Source organism: Bradyrhizobium sp. I71, from assembly GCF_022354745.1.
GTDB classification, from domain to species: Bacteria; Pseudomonadota; Alphaproteobacteria; order Rhizobiales; family Xanthobacteraceae; genus Bradyrhizobium; species Bradyrhizobium liaoningense.
Map to the genome: position 1 here is coordinate 6,189,745 of NZ_CP059398.1, position 18,524 is coordinate 6,208,268.

General features: G+C 62.4%; 13 protein-coding genes. 8 read left to right on the forward strand and 5 right to left on the reverse strand.

The window, feature by feature from the left end; all coding sequences use genetic code 11:
- Positions 1 to 917: 917 nt before the first annotated feature.
- The gene (locus tag FJV43_RS29605; protein ID WP_239622510.1) at positions 918 to 1,592 is read left to right on the forward strand and encodes a hypothetical protein; all 675 of its coding nucleotides are present in this window, start codon (positions 918 to 920) and stop codon (positions 1,590 to 1,592) included.
- Between the two features lie 343 nt (positions 1,593 to 1,935).
- Here the strand turns inward: FJV43_RS29605 and FJV43_RS29610 are convergent, their stop codons facing one another.
- The 5 genes from FJV43_RS29610 to FJV43_RS29630 form a co-directional block, all read right to left on the reverse strand.
- The gene (locus tag FJV43_RS29610) at positions 1,936 to 2,871 is read right to left on the reverse strand and encodes a hypothetical protein (RefSeq protein WP_239622511.1); all 936 of its coding nucleotides are present in this window, start codon (positions 2,869 to 2,871) and stop codon (positions 1,936 to 1,938) included.
- Positions 2,872 to 3,480: 609 nt separating this feature from the next.
- Positions 3,481 to 4,710 (reverse strand): hypothetical protein, encoded by a 1,230-nt coding sequence (locus tag FJV43_RS29615; RefSeq protein ID WP_239622512.1) that lies wholly within the window; start codon positions 4,708 to 4,710, stop codon positions 3,481 to 3,483.
- A gap of 544 nt (positions 4,711 to 5,254) precedes the next feature.
- The gene (gene frc, locus FJV43_RS29620) at positions 5,255 to 6,532 is read right to left on the reverse strand and encodes a formyl-CoA transferase (protein ID WP_239622513.1); all 1,278 of its coding nucleotides are present in this window, start codon (positions 6,530 to 6,532) and stop codon (positions 5,255 to 5,257) included.
- 64 nt (positions 6,533 to 6,596) lie between these two features.
- Positions 6,597 to 8,330: an oxalyl-CoA decarboxylase gene (gene oxc, locus FJV43_RS29625; protein WP_239622514.1), complete on the reverse strand. Its 1,734-nt coding sequence runs from the start codon at positions 8,328 to 8,330 to the stop codon at positions 6,597 to 6,599.
- Positions 8,331 to 8,403: 73 nt separating this feature from the next.
- Positions 8,404 to 9,099: a GntR family transcriptional regulator gene (locus FJV43_RS29630; RefSeq protein ID WP_239629667.1), complete on the reverse strand. Its 696-nt coding sequence runs from the start codon at positions 9,097 to 9,099 to the stop codon at positions 8,404 to 8,406.
- Positions 9,100 to 9,449: 350 nt separating this feature from the next.
- Here FJV43_RS29630 and FJV43_RS29635 point away from each other — a divergent pair, with 350 nt between their 5' ends.
- The 7 genes from FJV43_RS29635 (at position 9,450) to FJV43_RS29665 (ending at position 18,376) form a co-directional block, all read left to right on the forward strand.
- Positions 9,450 to 11,579 carry an acetate--CoA ligase family protein gene (locus FJV43_RS29635; protein ID WP_239622515.1) on the forward strand — a complete coding sequence of 710 codons (2,130 nt, stop codon included), beginning with the start codon at positions 9,450 to 9,452 and terminating at the stop codon, positions 11,577 to 11,579.
- Positions 11,580 to 11,742: 163 nt separating this feature from the next.
- Entirely contained in the window at positions 11,743 to 12,585 is an 843-nt protein-coding gene (locus FJV43_RS29640; RefSeq protein WP_239629669.1) for an IclR family transcriptional regulator, read from the forward strand.
- 105 nt (positions 12,586 to 12,690) lie between these two features.
- Positions 12,691 to 13,659, forward strand: coding sequence for a tripartite tricarboxylate transporter substrate binding protein (locus FJV43_RS29645; protein WP_239622516.1), 969 nt, complete (start codon positions 12,691 to 12,693; stop codon positions 13,657 to 13,659).
- Positions 13,656 to 14,141, forward strand: coding sequence for a tripartite tricarboxylate transporter TctB family protein (locus tag FJV43_RS29650; protein WP_239622517.1), 486 nt, complete (start codon positions 13,656 to 13,658; stop codon positions 14,139 to 14,141). The genes FJV43_RS29645 and FJV43_RS29650 overlap by 4 nt, the downstream gene beginning before the upstream one ends.
- A complete protein-coding gene (locus tag FJV43_RS29655; RefSeq protein WP_239622518.1) occupies positions 14,141 to 15,640 on the forward strand; it encodes a tripartite tricarboxylate transporter permease in 1,500 nt (499 codons plus the stop codon). Before FJV43_RS29650 ends, FJV43_RS29655 begins: the two co-directional genes overlap by 1 nt.
- Positions 15,641 to 15,693: 53 nt before the next feature.
- Positions 15,694 to 16,488 carry an NYN domain-containing protein gene (locus FJV43_RS29660; RefSeq protein WP_239622519.1) on the forward strand — a complete coding sequence of 265 codons (795 nt, stop codon included), beginning with the start codon at positions 15,694 to 15,696 and terminating at the stop codon, positions 16,486 to 16,488.
- Positions 16,489 to 16,573: 85 nt separating this feature from the next.
- Positions 16,574 to 18,376 (forward strand): adenine deaminase C-terminal domain-containing protein, encoded by a 1,803-nt coding sequence (locus FJV43_RS29665; RefSeq protein ID WP_239622520.1) that lies wholly within the window; start codon positions 16,574 to 16,576, stop codon positions 18,374 to 18,376.
- The last annotated feature ends 148 nt before the right edge of the window (positions 18,377 to 18,524 follow it).

Below are 18,524 nucleotides of genomic sequence, written 5' to 3' on the forward strand. Positions count from 1 at the left end.
CAGTGCACCTAATCTGCCGCAGGCGAAGTGAATTGAGTGCACTGTCACCGTAACCCCATCAACTTGGCACCCGTGCCTATTCGGATTACGCTCCTCGAATGAGGGGACAGTAGATGCAATTGAGACGCCTCATCACAGTCGCGTGCCTTTCCATCCTTTCGACGGTAGGACAGGCAGCACCATTGAAGCACGTGCCTTTGGTATAGGCACACGGAGTTGTGCCTACTGGCAATCGGAAGCCATAAGCGAAGGCAAAGTATGGATTTTTGGATTTTGGAGTGGCCCAAATTTCGGGAACGATGACAACCATCATGTCGGCGCATTGACCGACGGGGCCGGCATCGTGGCGGAAGTTAAGAAGGTTTGCGATGACTGCCCGTCCACGACGTTGAGCCAAGCGACGATCGAGGTCTATGCCCGACTTGCTCGGATGAAATGAACCCCGCTAGCTTGACGGGAGCGAACCAGCGCCCTTGAGGGAGTGAATGAGTTTGACCAATTTCGCGAATATGACGGGTGACGCTCGTCCGAAATTGGATAGGTCAGGTGTCCGCTTTCACATCATTACCGCCGCGGGACCAAGCACCGTCCTAGATGCGTCAGTAAATGCAACCGGCTCTGTAATAGTGAAGCCGCGCCTTGGGCAATTTCGTCGCCCAGATTACCGCATCAACCGAGCAGACCACGTGATTACAGAAGCTCACTGCACAATTCATCCATCCCACCGGAGCGCCGAGGGTAATCTAGTACACTACACGGCACGTCACGACGAAGGTCCGCCGTTCGAAATGCACCTGTTCACTAACGCCATTAGAACGACGAATAGGTTCGCGCCACTCGTAATTGGTAGGCTGGCAAATCCTATTCTAAACCGACGAACCGAGGCGCCGCTTAGGCCCGGCTCAAGGAGCGTATCTTTGGGTCTGCTAAAGCCCGACGCATTTACGCTCTGCTATTTCGTCCTCGCGGGACCGAAAGACCGCCTCTTTGTCCGCAGTGATCTGAATCCAGACACCAACGTCAAACAAGAAGCTATCGGCAACATTAGTCTGGTGATTTTGTGGTCCTTTCTATGCCATCCGTCGCACACTACAGGTGATACCTTGCATTTTGGGTCGACGAAGAACCCACCCGACGATCTCGAACCTGAAGCCGTCGAGCTGATGCAATCGTTTCAGAGCGGAATGACCGAGTTTGAAGTCATGCAGCATTGGATCGTGGCGCGCGGATTGATAGTCGAGAATTTTCGCGAGATGGTGAGGCGTGAACACGCAGGCTTCCCAATGAATCTCGACTTTCTGGAATGGCTGCGCTTCTTTCAGCTAGGAGTTTTAACATATGAGCATTACCGATATCTGAGGCGCTTTGAACGCGTTAGGGTATCACCGGGTGAGCTGATTAGGGAGCCCGAGCTGTACCGTCTATTTGAACGTCGTCCTTTGATCGTTCCAACGTCCTTGAACTTGCTGGATCGATTGAGGATCTTGTGCGGGGGGCAGGCTCGTTCGAAGATGCGCTGGGAGCCTTGGCTCTCATCGGAGCCCACGCACGTTACGCCATCGCCCTTAAGTGGCATTTCTGCCAGCGACTAGCCGTATGAGCCCTTGCCGTCATTCTGACCCGGAGTGTTGCCGGGCAAGGTAATTACAGTGACAGTGCACCTAATCTCGCCGCTGGCGAAGTAAAATTGAGTGTACTGTCACCGTAATCCAGGAAAGTTCCCTGCCCACCGCCGGTGGCTAATTTGGTCTTCGGAGTGCGCTCTGACCGAGCAGCGGTTCAAAGGCGACTACTGCGATTTAGGCTGCCGACGTGGTCGGTTACTCCGCGTTAATGCAACGCTGGGGAAGCTACGTATGCAGTTCGAACGGCTGAAGCACGTAATAGCCGAGCCTGGCCTCTCCCCCACAACGAGCGCGAGTTGGTTGATTTGTTTTACGGTCCTGCCTCTTTTTTTTCGGGCGGCGGTCCGTCAGGCGTGTTCTGCATTTCATGCCACGGGCGCAGCAAGTCTACGGTTGGGCGAAAGCGGACCGGCTTCTCGTCGAGCTTCTTGTCGAGCCAGTTTAGCCAAGGGTCAGCAGGTGGAGGCAACAATTTGCCCATCGCCGCTTTTTTGTCCGCCTCGGTCTGCCAAATCTCAAAAGTCTTGACCAACCAGTAAATTCCAAACAGAACAACCCCGATAGTTTCGAGGGCAAGCACGCGCCATTTGAACTCTCCGAGTGACCAAACGGACCACAAAGGTTGTGCCGCAACGACAACAAGCACGGGCAGTGCAATCATTGCGATCCCAATCACACGGTAAATCCATCGGTACCGTTTTAGCTGCTTGTCATCCAGCGCAGCGAAGGTTTGCCGACTACACAGCAAAACAACCAAGGCCATACAAACGAAAACGATTACCGCGAAGGACACGTGTGGCCCCTCCGCCCAATGAGGCCACCACGCAAGCCACCACGGAAGCGCAGAGCCTCCGCAAACGTCCAGCTCTTTAATAATTACGTTACCGTCGATGAGGAGGGGTCGCCTGCAATACATTGGGTCGGGGTCCATGTGAACAACTGCTACGGCCATCGCGCAGAAGCCCAAAATACTCAACAAAATGCTCTCCAGCTTCGAAAACCCGCGGTAGAAAATCAGGAAGAATCCCAACGTGAAGAGGATGCCGACAAACCAAGTCCGCATTGGAAATGACATCGCGGAGGCGAAGTAGTAATGACTCATCGAAGGTAGGACGTCGTATCCCGTGTATAAGCTCCATACGACCAGAATAAGCGGCAACGAAAGAGCAAAACTGCCCATTGCAAGGCGGAGTCGGCGTTCAGTCGAAATAAGCTTGCTGATGAACTTAGATGGCTTCTCTTCCATGCGTCCCTCCAAGGCTGCGGCAAGATACTCGAAATCGCGCAGAGACGGGCGCGGCGGGCCAGCTCCTCTCTGAGCGAGGTAGCGTGCGAGCGACGAATTACTAATCGGGTCTAACGGCAGGTCCCCGACTGATTCCGGCACCAAACTAAGTTGTAGCAATCGTTAGGGCGCCCGACCGGTTACATCCCAGCCCGTGGCCACGACCGCAACCTTCATCGAAGTCTCGGCAAGGGGAACCTTTCTGTCGTTACCACCCAACATTGTATAGCACCTTCGGTAAAGTTCCAACTCGACCGTGCACCAAGGTGGACATCTGTTACACATGCGTTCTGGCGTGATGAGCGAGCAGGCCGCATCCCGGTCTGGTCAAGACCTGCTCGCAATAGTCCGGTGGCAAACTGGAATTGCGGTGACAGTGCACCTAATCTATTTCTGGCGAAGTACAATTGAGTGCACTGTCACCTTAGGACGCCTCGTTGCGCTATTCTGTCAGCCGTGCTGCCGGCCGTCGTGCCCTACGGCGCGCGCGGTTTAGTCCTGTGGCCCTTTGCGGAGATATCGAAGTCAAAACAGACCGAAACGGCTGAGACGAGAAGCACTGCGGCTTGGCTAGGGAAGTCCTTTTGTCATCGTAAAGGGATTGAACCCACGTTCCGCGAGGGCAGCCCACGAAGCTGCGCCAAGATGCGCCAATCGGAAATAGTTTCGCGGCTTGGTCGGGTCGGTGTCCAACACGAACCCCGTCGGTAACGCGCGGACAGTCGTGGCATAGAACCCACCATCGGGCGACCTCTGGGATTCGATGACAGCGATTAACGATTCTGCCCTCTCAGCCTTGCCGAGCAATTTCATCAAGAGAGCCATTTGGCCCGTACCTTCGGTCCACACACCGTCCCGGTCTTTACCGTAAGAAAAGCCTCCGCCGACGCTCATTCGCTGTTCGGCAGTCGTCATTGCCGGTGCAAATTTCCCGGCCGCTCCGTGAAGCGCTGTTAAAGGCCAGATCTGGGCATCCAGAGCCAACATCGGATTATGCGTGACACCGTCTTCAGCGGTCCCTGCGGCGAAACAGGCGCACCCCGGATCCCACATCGTATTTACAAAGTACTCGGCAACCGTTGCCTTATCGCGCCAGCGCAAATCACCTGTACGGATCGCAAGAAGGCCAAACGCGGCGGCGAGATCAGTATTATGTTCAGTCGATTTCCACGTCCGCACTTCCGGGGTCGGTTCGTGCCCAAACGTACCACCCGTGAAACCGCCAGTACCGCGCGTATCGGCCCATTGCGCGACCCAGGCGCCAAGCCGTGCTGCACCATCGCGGAGCCGAGCGTCGGCGTTCACGTCATCGATGGACAGCAACGCCAGCATGGCCCATGCCACGTTGCCAACATCGCTACCCACCTGATATCGATCCTCTAACCATTTGTTTTGAGTATTGTCCCACCACCCTGGAAGTTTGACGGGGCCGTTCACCACCACCACCACCCCCGCCGCGTAAGCGTTCCTGAGGCGGCCGTCATGCCAGGTGCGGTCGTTATCGATGGCCCAGAGAATCGCCGAGCCAATTCGATACGCTTTGTCTCGCTCGCCGCAGCCGACCAATGCGATGACGGCTACCGCATTGTCATAGAGGTAGGCGGCGGCATGGAGAGGCCCCGATTCGACGGTCGGATAGCTGGGCAGGAACAGTGGTCCAGATGGTGATGCCTTATCGATTAGGCCAGCGAGGTATCCGCACGCTGACGCTTCCGGTGTTGCTTGAGCCCGGAGTGGAGTGGCGACTACAATGATTGTGAAGGTCGCTACGATCCGTACGAAGGTTGCTATTCGGCTCACTTGCTGTTCTCCGGGTGGACGATGGTCTATGCCCAGCGGGCGATGTCTTGAAGTGGCCGATCTGTGAAGTTGCGCCTCATGTGCCAGGAGGCCCACTGATAGCTTTGTCGAAGAGATCTGAACGTGATTGCCGTTCCATTGTAACGCCCACACCTAATCGTCGCTCGGCTACTCTAGCGGATTTCGTCCGGCTCATCGCTGACGTCCTTGCGCCTCGCGCTGACGTCCGATAACCGCCCTTGGACTCCAGACCTCTGCAGCCCCTTCCGCGAACGGGGTGTGGTCGGGAAGCCGTTCCGATGCGCAGCAGCCAGCGCCCGGATGTGCACTCCCGCATGACATCCACGATGGCATAATACCCCTGTTTTGCCCGACGGATCGGAATTTTTTCGTCGAATCAGAAATATCGTGGCGGACCAACGGGATGGCTACTGTGCATGGGGTTGTTTTTCCAGTTTTGATTTTGACCCTGCGACGTCGCGCCTTCCCAAGCAAAAGGGCCGCCCCTTCGGGCGGCCCTTTCGTCTCGTTCGATGCGTCCCGCTTACTCCGCGGCCTGCTTCTGCGGCGGGTCGAGCGCGCCGGACTTGTGGATCTCGGCGACCTGATGGTCGCTGAAGCCGAGCACCGAGCGCAGGATCTCGTCGGTGTGCTCGCCGAGCAGCGGGGAGCGCTGCACATCGCTCGGAGAGTCCGACAGCTTGATCGGGTTGCCGACCGAGACGTACTTGCCGCGGGTGGGGTGATCGACCTCGACGACGGTGCCGGTCGCGCGCAGCGACTGGTCTTCCGCGATCTCCTTCATCGACAGGATGGGCCCGCAGGGGATGTCGTCCTTGTTGAGGATCTCCATCGCCTCGAACTTGGTCTTGGACATCGTCCACTGCTCGATGCGGCCAAAGATCTCGTTGAGGCGTGGCAGGCGCGCGGCCGGCTTGGCGTAGTTCGGGTCGGTCTTCCAGGTGGGCTCGCCGATCACGTCGCAGATCTTCTCCCAGACCGGGGCCTGGGTGATGAAGTAGATGTAGGCGTTGGGATCGGTCTCCCAGCCCTTGCACTTCAGGATGCGGCCGGGCTGACCGCCGCCGGAATCGTTGCCGGCGCGCGGCACGGCATCGCCGAACGGCACGCCTTCGCCGAACTGGCTGTACTCCTTGAGCGGTCCGTGGGCGAGGCGCTGCTGGTCGCGCAGCTTGACGCGGCAGAGATTGAGCACGCCGTCCTGCATCGCCGCGGTGACGCGCTGGCCCTTACCGGTGTGGGTGCGCTGATAGAGCGCGGTGACGATGCCGAGCGCCAGATGCAGGCCGGTGCCGGAATCGCCGATCTGCGCGCCGGTGACGAGCGGCACGCCGTCGCGGAAGCCGGTGGTGGAGGCGGCACCGCCGGTGCACTGCGCGACGTTCTCGTAGACCTTGCAGTCCTCGTACGGTCCGGGTCCGAAGCCCTTGATCGAGGCGACGATCATCTTCGGGTTGATCGCTTGAATCGTCTCCCAGGGGAAGCCCATGCGGTCGAGCACGCCGGGGCCGAAATTCTCCACCAGCACGTCGCACTTCTTGATCAGCTCGGTGAGGACCTCCTTGCCCTTGGGGTTCTTGGTGTCGAGCGTGATCGAGCGCTTGTTGTGGTTGAGCATGGTGAAATACAGGCTGTCCACGTTCGGGATGTCCTGCAGCTGGCCGCGGGTGATGTCACCCACGCCCGGGCGTTCCACCTTGATCACGTCGGCGCCGAACCAGGCCAGCAGCTGCGTGCAGGTCGGTCCGGACTGGACGTGGGTGAAGTCGAGAATGCGAACGCCCTCGAGCGCTTTGGTCATCGTGTTGCTCCGTACTCTTTGTCTGCCCCTGCACCCGGCAGGGAATAAGGGTTGAGGGGTGGACTTACTTCTTCTTCTGCAGAACGCTCTGCGGATTGAGGTTGCCGATGCGGCCGCTCTCCGAGCCCGCGGCCGGATCGATCACCGCGTTGATGAGCGTCGGCTTGCCGGATTTCATCGCCTCGTTCACGGCGCGCTTGAGCTCGTCGGGCGAGGTCGCATTGACGCCGACGCCGCCGAAGGCTTCCATCATCTTGTCGTAGCGCGCGCCCTTGACGAACACGGTGGTCGCCGGGTCGGCGTTGGCGTTGTTCACGTCCGTGCCGCGATAGATGCCGTCATTGTTGAAGATGACGACGCAGATCGGAAGGTTGTAGCGGCAGATGGTCTCGACCTCCATGCCGGAGAAGCCGAAGGCCGAGTCGCCTTCCACTGCGAGCACGGGGTGGCCGGTCTCGAGCGCAGCTGCGATCGCCTGACCCATGCCGATGCCCATCACGCCCCAGGTGCCGACGTCGAGACGCTTGCGCGGGCGGTACATGTCGATGACGCCGCGGGCGAGGTCGAGCGTGTTGGCGCCCTCGTTGACCAGGATCGCCTCGGGGTGCTCCTTGATGACGTTCTTCAGCACGCCGAGCGCACCGTGATAGTCCATCGGCGATTTGTTGTTCATGAGCTTCGGCGCCATCTTGGCGACGTTCTCTTCGCGCTTGGCTGACACGGCCTTGGTCCATTCGGCGGGCGGTGCGGTCCAGCCCGACGCCAGCGCCTGGTTGAACGCGGAGACGACCGAGCCGATGTCGCCGACGACGGGCGCGACGATCTCGACATTGGAGTCCATCTCCTTCGGCTCGATGTCGACCTGGATGAACTTCTTCGGCGCTTCGCCCCAGCTCTTGCCCTTGCCGTGCGACAGCAGCCAGTTCAGCCGCGCGCCGATCAGCATGACGACGTCGGAGTCCTTCAGCACCGTCGAGCGGGCCGCGCCGGCGCATTGCGGATGCGTGTCGGGGAGGAGGCCCTTGGCCATGCTCATGGGCAGGAACGGCACGCCGCTGTTCTCGACGAAGCTCTTGATCTCCTCGTCGGCCTGCGCGTAGGCCGCGCCCTTGCCGAGGATGATGAGCGGACGCTTCGCGCTCTTGAGCACGTCGAGCGCGCGCTTGACCGAAGCCGGCGAGGGGATCTGCGCGGGCGCAGCGTCGATCACCTTGACCAGCGACTTTCGGCCGGCCTCGGCGTTCATCACCTGGCCGAACAGCTTTGCCGGCAGGTCGAGATAGACGCCGCCCGGACGGCCCGAGACCGCGGCGCGGATGGCGCGGGCGAAACCGATGCCGATGTCCTGGGCGTGCAGCACGCGATAGGCCGCCTTGCACAGGGGCTTCGCGATCGCGAGCTGGTCCATTTCCTCGTAGTCGCCCTGCTGGAGATCGACGATCTCGCGCTCGGAGGAGCCCGAGACCAGGATCATCGGGTAGCAGTTGGTGGTGGCATGCGCGAGCGCGGTGAGACCGTTGAGGAAGCCGGGCGCCGAGACCGTGAGGCAGACGCCGGGCTTCTTGGTGAGATAGCCGGCAATGCCTGCGGCGTAGCCGGCGTTCTGCTCGTGGCGGAAGGAGATCACGCGAAGACCGGCGGCCTGCGCCATGCGGCCCAAATCCGTGATCGGGATGCCCGGCACATTATAGATGGTGTTGATGCCGTTCAGCTTGAGCGCGTCGATGACCAGATGGAAGCCATCCGTCAGTTCCTGCTCGGTGCCCGGTGCTTCGGACTTGGTCGCGGTATTCAGCATGGGCCTTGTCTCCCTGGTCTCAGTACTGGGGCGAGTGCTTCGCCCTTCTGGTGAAGGTTTGCTAGGTCAAGAGCTACGTGAACAGTTCCTGGCCGTGCGCTTCGACGTAAGCGGCGAGGCCGAGGGTGTGATCGCGGGCGCGCTTCTCGGCGAGCTCGGTGTCGCGCGCTTCCAGCGCTTCGATGATGCCGAGATGCTCGGGCAGCGAAGTTGCGGTGCGGTCCTTGCGTCCGATGGTCAGCTGGCGATAGCCGCGCACGTGCAGCAGGAGGTCGTTGGTGAGATCGACCAGCACCGGCGATTCCGACAGCGAGATCAGCGCCTGGTGGAAGGCGATGTTGGCGCGGGAATATTCCTCGACGTGATCCTCGGGCAGGCGGTCCTTGTTAAAGTCCTTGAAGAAGTCGCGCAGCGCGGTGATGTCCTTCTTGCGCGCAGTCGTGGTGATGAGGCGGGCGGCCATGCTCTCCAGCGCCGCCCAGGCGCGGATCATGTCGACGATCTCGCTCTTGGTCCTTCGCACCACCATGATGCCGCGGCGCGGCACCGTCTTCACAAAACCGTCCTGCTCGAGCATCGCGATCGCTTCGCGGATCGGCGTGCGGCTGACGCCAAGCCTCTCGGACAATGCGCGCTCGTCGAGCATCACCGGCTCGGGCGTCGAGTAGATGTCCATCTTGAGGATGGCTTCCTTCAAGGCGTCATACGCCTTGTTCTTGAAGCTGCTCTCCGGGGCAATACGAACGATTGCGATGTCTGCCTCGGCCATGTTCGGCAACGCCTTGGTTGGTTTCCGTAGTGACACGACGAATCTCCTCCAGTGGGAGTCGTCTTTTACAGGAATAATGACGGGAAAGTTTTTGGCATACCACATGCCAGAATGTCAAGGCGGCGATTTTTTGCGGCGTTCTAAGACATGCTCCAGCTTGACAAGTTGGCTTCTGGCATACCAAATGCCATCGCCAGCCATTTTTGATCCAAGCCGGCGGAGTAGTCTCGGGCTTTATGCCACTCCGTCCGCCGCATGGAACAGAGCGCGGCGAATGGCAAGCATCACAGGCAGCCGCTAACCATGCGCGCGCTTTGAAAAGAACGAACTCAGGTCAAGGGAGAAGCCAGATGTCCAATTCCAAAGATGCCGTCCGCAAGGTGCTTGACCAGGTCAAGGCGGACAACCGCACCAGCCTGACGGCGCCGGAGGGCAAGCTGGTCTGCGACGCCTACGGCATTCCGGTGCCGAAGGAGGGCGTGGCAAAGTCGGCAGGCGAGGCCGGCAAGATGGCTTCGGCCATGGGCTTCCCGGTCGTGATGAAGATCGTCTCGCCGGACATTCTCCACAAGACCGAGGCCGGCGGCGTCATTGTCGGTCTCAAGACCACCGAAGAGGCCGAGAAGGCCTACGAGACCATTCTTTCCAACGCCAAGAAATATAAGTCCGATGCCAAGATCGAGGGCGTCCAGGTGCAGCAGATGCTGGCCGGCGGCACCGAGGTCATCGTCGGCTCGATCACCGACGGCTCGTTCGGCAAGCTCGTCGCCTTCGGCCTCGGCGGTGTGCTGGTCGAGGTGTTGAAGGACATCACCTTCCGCCTCGCGCCGGCGACCAAGGAGGACGCGCTCTCGATGCTCGACGGCATCCAGGCGCATGAGATCCTGAAGGGCGTGCGCGGCAGCGAGCCGGTGAATCGCAACGCCCTCGCCGACGTCATCGTCAAGGTCTCGCAGCTCGTCACCGATTTCCCTGAGATCGTCGAGCTCGACCTCAACCCGGTGTTCGCGACGCCGAAGGGCGCGACCGCCGCGGACGTGCGCATCGTCGTCGATTTCGCTTTCAAGCCGAAGCCGAAGCCGCGCCCGACCGATGAGATCGTCGCGGCGATGAACCGCATCATGCAGCCGAAGGCGGTCGCCGTGGTCGGCGCCTCCGCCGAGGATGGCAAGATCGGCAATTCCGTGATGAAGAACCTCATCAACGGCGGCTACAAGGGCGAGATCTATCCGATCCATCCCAAGGCCACCGAGATCCTCGGCTACAAGGCCTACAAGAGCGTCAAGGACGTGCCCGGCGTGATCGACGTCGCGGTGTTCGCGATCCCCGCCAAGTTCGTGGCTGCAGCGCTCACCGAGTGCGGCGAGAAGAAAATCCCGGGCGCGGTGTTGATCCCGTCGGGCTTCGCTGAAGCCGGCGCGCCGGAGTTGCAGGCCGAGATCGTCGAGGTCGGCAAGAAGTACGACATCCGCCTGATGGGGCCGAACATCTATGGCTTCTATTATACGCCCGTCAATCTCTGCGCGACTTTCTGTACTGCTTACGACGTCAAGGGCCATGCGGCGCTGTCGTCGCAGTCGGGCGGCATCGGCATGGCCATCATCGGCTTCTCGCGCTCAGCGAAAATGGGCGTCTCGGCGATCGTCGGTCTCGGCAACAAGTCCGATATCGACGAGGACGATCTGCTCGCCTTCTTCGAGCAGGATCCGAACACAAACCTGATCGCGCAGCACTGCGAAGACCTCAAGGACGGCCGCGCCTTTGCCGAAGCGGCAAAACGCGTCTCCAAGAAGAAGCCGGTGGTCGTGCTCAAGGCCGGCCGCACCTCGGCCGGTGCCAAGGCTGCGTCCTCGCACACCGGCGCGCTCGCCGGCAACGACCGCATCTACGAGGACGTGTTCAAGCAGTCCGGCGTGATCCGTGCTCGCTCCTTGCGCCAGCTGCTCGAATTCGCCCGTGGCGTGCCGGTGCTGCCGACGCCGAAGGGCGAGAACGTGCTGATCATCACCGGCGCCGGCGGCTCGGGCGTGCTGCTGTCGGACTCCTGCGTCGACAACGGCCTGTCGTTGATGTCGATGCCGCCGGATCTCGACGCGGCCTTCCGCAAGTTCATTCCGCCGTTCGGTGCGGCCGGAAATCCTGTGGACATCACCGGCGGCGAGCCGCCGATCACCTACGTCAACACCGTGAAGCTGGGCCTGTCGGATGAGCGCATCCATGCGCTCATCCTCGGCTACTGGCACACCATCGTCACCCCGCCGATGGTGTTCGCCCGCAACATGGTCGAGGTGAAGAAGGAGATGGAGGCCAAGGGTTTTGTGAAGCCGATGGTCGCGTCTCTGGCCGGCGACGTCGAGGTCGAGGAAGCCGCCGAATATCTCTACCAGAACGGCATCCCGGCCTACGCCTACTCGACGGAGCTGCCGGTCGAGGTGCTCGGCGCGAAGTACAAGTGGGCGCGCGGGGCAGGGCTGCTCTGAGCCTAACTCTCCTGTCATCCCGGGGCGATGCGGAGCATCGAACTATGGTGCGCAATTGCGCACCTGGGGATCTCGAGATTCCGGGTCTGGTACGCCAGGCCCGCGCTGCGCGCAGTCCCGGCGCACCATCCCGGAATGACGGATGCACAAGCGGCAGGTCGCGATGAGCAAGAACGTGATCCGGCGCAAATCGCTCGAGCCCAAATCGGTCGCGGAATCCGATCACGAGGGCCGTGACGGCGGCGTGCAATCCGTTGACCGCGCGCTGTCGATCATCGAGACGCTGGCCGAGGACGACGAGGGTTATCGCCTCAGCGATCTCGCGGTCCGTACCGGCCTGTCGGCGTCCACCGTGCACCGGCTGCTTGCAACCCTCGAAAGTCGCCGCTTCGTGCAGTTCGACCGTGGCGAATCCAAATGGCATGTCGGCGTGCGCAGCTTCACGGTCGGCGCCAGCTTTGCCCGGCGACGCAATTTCTCCGCGCAGGCGATTCCCTATCTGCGCAAGCTGCGCGATCTCACCCGCGAGACGGCCAATCTCGCCGTGGTCGACGATGAGTTCATCATCGTGCTGACCCGCATGGAAAGCCGCGAGATCATGCGCTCGCTGACCAAGGTGGGCGGCCGCGTTCCCATGGTGACCTCCGGCGTCGGCAAGGCCGTGCTGGCGACTTATTCGGACGAGGACGTCGGCGCCGTCATCCGCCATCACGGCATGCCCCGCCTGACCGAGAAGTCGATCGTTCGGCCGAGCGACCTGTTCAAGGAGCTCGAAAAGATCCGCAAGCAGGGCTATGCCCTCGACGATGAAGAGGCCTGTATGGGCCTGCGCTGCGTTGCGGCGGTCGTCTACAACGACTGCGCCGAGCCGCTCGCGGCGATTTCAGTCTCCGGCATGACGGGCCGCTTGACCGATCAGCGGTTGCCGGAGATCGGGCAAATCGTCCGGCATGTTGCTGCCGATCTGACGGCCGCGCTCGGCGGGGTGATCCCGGCGCCCCGCTGACCAAGACCCCTGGGGGATGTCACTGGACAGTATCGGCCGTTTTGGCTGATATGCGACCAAACGACACAATGCGGCAAACGTCCGCATGAGCCTGGAGATGCCCCCATGTTTCGATTTCCCCCGCGCCTTGTCGGCGCAGCCGTCGCGCTGACCCTGGCGGCAGCCAATCCGGCCTTTGCCCAGCAACTCGAGCTCAAGCTGATGGCACCGGCAGCTCCGGGCGGGGGCTGGGACCAGACCGCGCGCTCGATGCAGCAGGCGCTGGTGGCTTCGGGCGTCGCGCGCAGCGTGCAGGTCACCAACGTTCCCGGTGCCGGCGGCAGCGTCGGCATCGCGCAGTTCGTCAATGGCGCCAAGGGCGACGGCAACCAGCTGATGGTCAACGGCTTCGTCATGGTGGGCGCGCTCGCCATGAACAAGTCGCCGGTGACGCTGGAGCAGGTGACGCCGATTGCCCGCCTCACCGAGGAGATCCAGGTGATCGTGGTTCCCGCGAATTCGCCGATCAAGAATGCGCAGGATCTCGCCGCCGCGGTGAAGGCCGATATCGCCAGGGTCACCTTCGCCGGCGGCTCGGCCGGCGGTGTGGACCATGTGATGGCAGCGCTGTTCGCCGGCGCCGTCGGCGCAGATGCGAAGAAGATCAACTACATCCCGTTCTCCGGCGGCGGCGAATCGCTGGCGGCGATCCTCGGCGGCAAGGTCACCGCGGGCATTTCGGGCCTGAGCGAATATGAAGGGCAGATCAAGTCCGGCAAGCTGCGCGCGATCGGCGTGACCTCGGAGAAGCGCATTGCCGGCAGTGACATCCCGACCTTCAAGGAGCAGGGCATCGACCTCGTGATTGCCAACTGGCGCTCGGTGGTCGCGCCTCCCGGCATCACGCCGGAGCAGCGCAAGACCTTGAGCGATGCGGTCGAGAAGATGGTGAAGTCCGACGCCTGGAAGGAGATCCTCAAGCAGAAAGGCTGGGAGGACGCTTATCTCGGCGGCGACGCTTTCGCCGACTTCCTGAAGAAGGAAACGTTGCGCGTCACCGACGTGCTGAAATCGGTCGGCCTCGTCAAGTCATGACCTCGGGCGATCCTGCGCAGCCGCCGCGGCGCGTCGACCGCGCCGGCCTCGTTATCGCCGCGGTGCTCGCAGGGCTGGCCGCGGTGCTGGTCTGGGATGCACGCGGCCTGCAATCTGCCGCGATGTACGGGATGGGGCCCGAAGCGATGCCGGTTGTGGTCGCCTCCGGCCTTGCCTTGCTCGCGATCGGCAATCTCATCGACGCGCTGCGTGGCAACCTGCCGGCGCGCGAGAGCGCCGATCCCGTTCCGGTGTTTCTGATCCTGGTCGGCCTCGCGCTGCTGATCGCGATCATCGGCTTCGGCGGCGGCTTCATCCTGGCGACGTCCGCGCTGTTCGTGACGACGTCGGCGGCGTTTGGGCGCCGTGCCATCCTGGTCGACAGCATCATCGCCCTCGTGATGTCGACCCTCATCTATCTCGCGTTCGACCGCCTGTTGACGCTGAGCCTTCCGGCCGGGCCCCTGGAGCGACTGCTGTGATGGACACTTTTGCCGCGCTGGCCCACGGCATGGCGGTCGCCGTCCAGCCGATGAACCTGCTCTATGCGCTGATCGGCGTGTTCCTCGGCACGGCCGTCGGCGTGCTGCCCGGCATCGGCCCAGCGCTGACGGTCGCGCTGCTGCTGCCGGTAACGTACAAGCTCGATCCCGGCGGCTCGCTGATCATGTTCGCCGGCATCTATTATGGCGGCATGTATGGCGGCTCGACCACCGCGATCCTGATCAACACGCCCGGCGAGAGCGCCTCGATGGCGACCGCGCTCGAAGGCAACAAGATGGCCAAGGCCGGCCGTGGCGGGCCGGCGCTTGCGACCTCCGCGATCGGCTCTTTCGTCGCCGGCACCATCGCCACCATCGGACTCGCCTTCCTTGCGCCGTGGCTGGTCGATTTCGCCGTGCGCTTTGGCCCAGAGGATTACTTCGCGCTGATGTGCGTCGCCTTCGTCACGGTGTCGGCGACCTTCGGAGATTCGCCGGTTCGGGGCCTGACCAGCTTGTTCATCGGCCTGACGCTGGGCCTCGTCGGCATCGACAAGCTGACCGGCCAGGCGCGGCTTGCGTTCGGCGTCCCCGAGCTGCTCGACGGCGTCGAGGTGACGACGCTCGCGGTCGGCCTGTTCGCGGTGGGCGAGGCGCTCTATGTCGCATCGCGCCGCCACCATACCGAGGAGAAGCTCGAGCCGGTGCGCGGCTCGCTGTGGATGACAAAGGAAGACTGGAAACGATCGTGGAAACCGTGGCTGCGCGGCACCATGTTCGGCTTTCCGATCGGCGCGCTGCCTGCGGGCGGCGCCGAGATCCCGACCTTTCTGTCCTATTCGACCGAGAAGCGCCTGACCAAACACCCCGAAGAATTCGGCAAGGGCGCGATCGAAGGTGTGGCGGGACCGGAAGCGGCCAATAACGCCTCCGCCGCCGGCACACTGGTGCCGCTGCTCACGCTCGGGCTGCCGACCTCGGCGACGGCCGCGATGATGCTGGCGGGTTTCCAGCAATACGGCCTCAATCCGGGGCCGCTGCTGTTCGCCGAGCGGCCCGATCTGGTGTGGGGTCTGATCGCGAGCCTCTTCATCGCCAACTGCATGCTGCTGGTGCTCAACCTGCCGCTGGTCGGACTGTGGGTGCGCCTGCTCGCGATTCCGCAGCCCTGGCTCTATGCCGGCATCCTCGTCTTCGCGACCATGGGCACCATCGCCGCCAAGCCGTCGGTGGTGGAATTGTCGATGCTGGCCGGCTTCGGCGTGCTCGGCTTCTTGATGCGCCGGTTCGATTTTCCGATCGCTCCCGTGGTCGTCGGCCTGATCCTCGGCCCGATCGCGGAAAGCCAGTTGCGGCGCGCACTCGCGATCAGCCTCGGCGATCCCATGACGCTGGTCCAAAGCCCGATCTCGGCGACGCTGCTGGCGGTGGCGTTGATCGCGCTGCTGGCGCCCTTCGTGCTGAAGGGGCTCGGGCGATTCAAGGCGAACGAGGATTAGCCGTCAAGACGCGCGCATGTTCTAATGCTGCGTCCATCCCGTGGAGAAATGCAATGCCGTCTGAACTTCGCTCGCCCCGTCTGGCCGTCCTGATCGACGCCGACAATGCCTCTGCGAAGATCGCGGATGGACTTTTCGAGGAGATTGCCAAGATCGGCGAGGCCAGCGTCCGACGCATCTACGGCGACTTCTCCAATGCGCGTTCCAGGGCCTGGGCCGACGTTCTGTCGAAGCACGCCATCATCCCGCAGCAGCAATTCGCTTATACGACGGGAAAGAATGCGTCCGACATCACCCTGGTCATCGACGCGATGGACCTGCTTCACAGCGGCCGGTTCGACGGCTTCTGCCTGGTGTCCTCCGACAGCGACTTTACCCGTCTCGCCGCCCGCATCCGGGAGCAGGGCGTCGACGTCTTCGGGTTCGGCGAGCAGAAGACGCCGGAAAGCTTCAGGCAGGCCTGCCGGAGATTCGTCTACACCGAGAACCTGCTTGCCGCCCCGGCGAACACCCAGGATGCCGCCTCGAGGTCGCCGCCGCTTCAGCCGCCCGATGCCGCCACGCCCATTATCAAGAAGGTGATCACCCAGATGGAGAGCGAAGACGGCTGGGTCGCTCTCGGTGAAGTCGGGCGGCAGCTCGCCAACCTGGCTTCGGATTTCGATCCGAGGACGTTCGGCTTTCGCAAGCTGAGCGATCTCGTGCGAAAGACGAATGCGTTCGAGATCGATGAGCCGAAAGGCCGGTCGATGCGAATTCGGGTCAAGCCCACTGCCGCACCGCCGAGGCGACCGCGGAACCCGCGCAGGCCTCCGGGCGCGGCAGGCGTTTCGGCGCCGAAGACGTAAGCAGGTCCTGCCGCTATATTTGAGCTTGCCCGGGGTGGGGCTGGGCGTAACCATCGCTCGGCCGTAACGTCACCAGAGAGCGCCGATGACCAGACTCACCCGTTTCTCCGTTGCGCCGCTGCACAGCATGACGCGTCGCCTCGCCGACGTCGCCTCGGCGCGCGTTGCGCCCGATCTCGTCGTCACGGGGGCCCGGGTGCTCTCGACCTATTCGGAGCGCATCCATCCGGGCCGCGAGGTCTGGATCACCGGCGGCCGCATCGCTGCGGTGAAGCCGGCCGGCACGGCGAAGAAGGTCTGGAGCGGCGTGCCGCTCTATGATGCGGCCGGCGGCATCATCGCGCCGGGGCTGGTCGATCCGCACATCCACATCGAATCCTCGATGGTGACGGCCTGTGCCTACGCGGAAGCTGCGCTGCTCAACGGAACCACCACGATCTTCTGCGACAGCCACGAGATCGGCAACGTCATGGACGTCGCCGGCGTCGAGGCGATGCTGGAGGACGCACGCGAGGCGCCGCTCTCGATCTTCCTGACGGTGCCGAGCACGGTGCCAGCAACGTCCGCGGAACTGGAAACCGCCGGCGGCGACCTCACGCCGGACAAGATCGCGGGCCTGTTCGATCGCTGGCCCGAGGCGGTCGCACTCGGCGAGAAGATGGATTTCGTGCCTGTCACCATGGGCGACGAGCGCAGCCATGCCATCCTCGCCGCGGCCCTGAAGCGCGGGCGTCCGGTGTCCGGTCATGTCTATGGCCGCGAGTTCGTCGCTGCCTATGCGGCGAGCGGCGTCACCGATACGCACGAGGCGATCGACCGCGACATCGCCGACGACCTGCTCGACGCCGGCGTCTGGGTGTTCTTGCGCGGCGGCCCGCCGACGACGCCCTGGCATTCGCTGCCGCAGGCGATCCGCACCGTGACCGAGCTCGGGGCCTCGCACAAGCGCACGGCGGTCTGCACAGATGATCGCGATGCCGACGATCTGCTGCTGTTCGGTCTCGACTGGGTGGTGCGCGAGGCGGTGAAGGCGGGGATGTCGCCGGAGCAGGCCTGGTCGATGGGTTCGCTTCATGGCGCGACACGTTTCGGTATGGAAGGCGATATCGGCGGGCTCGGTGGCGGCCGCCGCGCCGATCTCGTGCTTATGGACGACCAGCTCAAGCCGCAATGCACCTGGTACGGCGGCGAGCTCGTGGTCGAGAACGGCAAGATCACCGGGCTTCTCGATCAGGCCTTGTCGCAACGCTATCAATATCCGACGGCCGCCTACGCCACGGTGAAGCTTCCGGAAAAGTTGAAGCTGACGCCTGAGCTGCCCGCGAAGGCCTGCACCGTCAACGCGATCAAGACCGCGTTGCCCGGCATCACGCTGATCCATGAGAAGGTCGCGATCGAACCTGCAAAGGATTGGCCATCCCTGTTTGCCCGCTACGGACTTTGCTTCGTCACGGTCGTCGAGCGCCACGGCAAGTCGGCCGGCAATGTCGCCCATGGCCTTCTCAAGGATTTCGGCCTGAAGCGCGGTGCGGTCGCCTCCAGCGTCGGTCACGACAGCCACAACATCATCGTCGCCGGCACCAACGAGCCGGACATGCAGGTGGCAATCGCTGCGATCAAGGAGCATCAGGGTGGCGTCTGCGTCGTCGCAGATGGCAAGGTGAGGTCGCTGGTTCCACTGCCCATTGCCGGGCTGCTCTCCGACAAGCGCGTCACCGAAGTGGCGGAAGAAATGAAGGTGCTGAAGAAGGAATGGGCGGAGGCCGGCTGCACCATCCCCTACATGGGCTTCAATTTGATTCCGCTATCGGTCATTCCGGAAATTCGCATCACCGACAAGGGTCTCGTGCTGGTGCCGCAGATGGAGCTGGCGCCGCTGTTCGAGTGATCCGCTTTCACGCATTCCTCGATATAACCGATTGAGACCGCCCCGATTTTTCCGCGGTTGCCGCATCGTGGAAAATAAAACCGATCTCGTTGAGATCGGCTTCTGCGCAACCGATGATCTCGCTCACTGACGCAACTGAAGCGAGGTC